The following is a 242-nucleotide window of genomic DNA, read 5'->3' as shown; positions in this document are numbered from 1 at the left end:
CTTGGTATTCTGTCCCATCGCCGCTTTGATATCCTCAATGCTTTCGATGGCAGATTTTTCACCTACTTCAGGATCAGCGCCTGCACCAAGCCCTTCGGTAATGGTCGTTCCTAACTGTACTTTGTTGGCAACCGGGTTATTATCCAATGTCTGGGCATCTGTATTGCAGATCACGAAATCTACACCGTGAATTCCTTTTTCGTACATGTGCTTCAGCGCGTTGTTTCCACCGCCTCCTACAC

The 242-nt window shown here is 47.9% G+C and carries 1 pseudogene; it reads right to left on the bottom strand.

What is annotated here, in order from left to right:
- Positions 1–242, bottom strand: a pseudogene (locus ACR9ZK_RS23165) (cell division protein FtsZ); the annotation flags it as partial.

The sequence above is a fragment of the Monashia sp. HAY1-5C genome (assembly GCF_056755255.1).
Note: the sequence above shows the minus strand (reverse complement) of the source record. Positions and strands in the feature narration are given on the sequence as shown.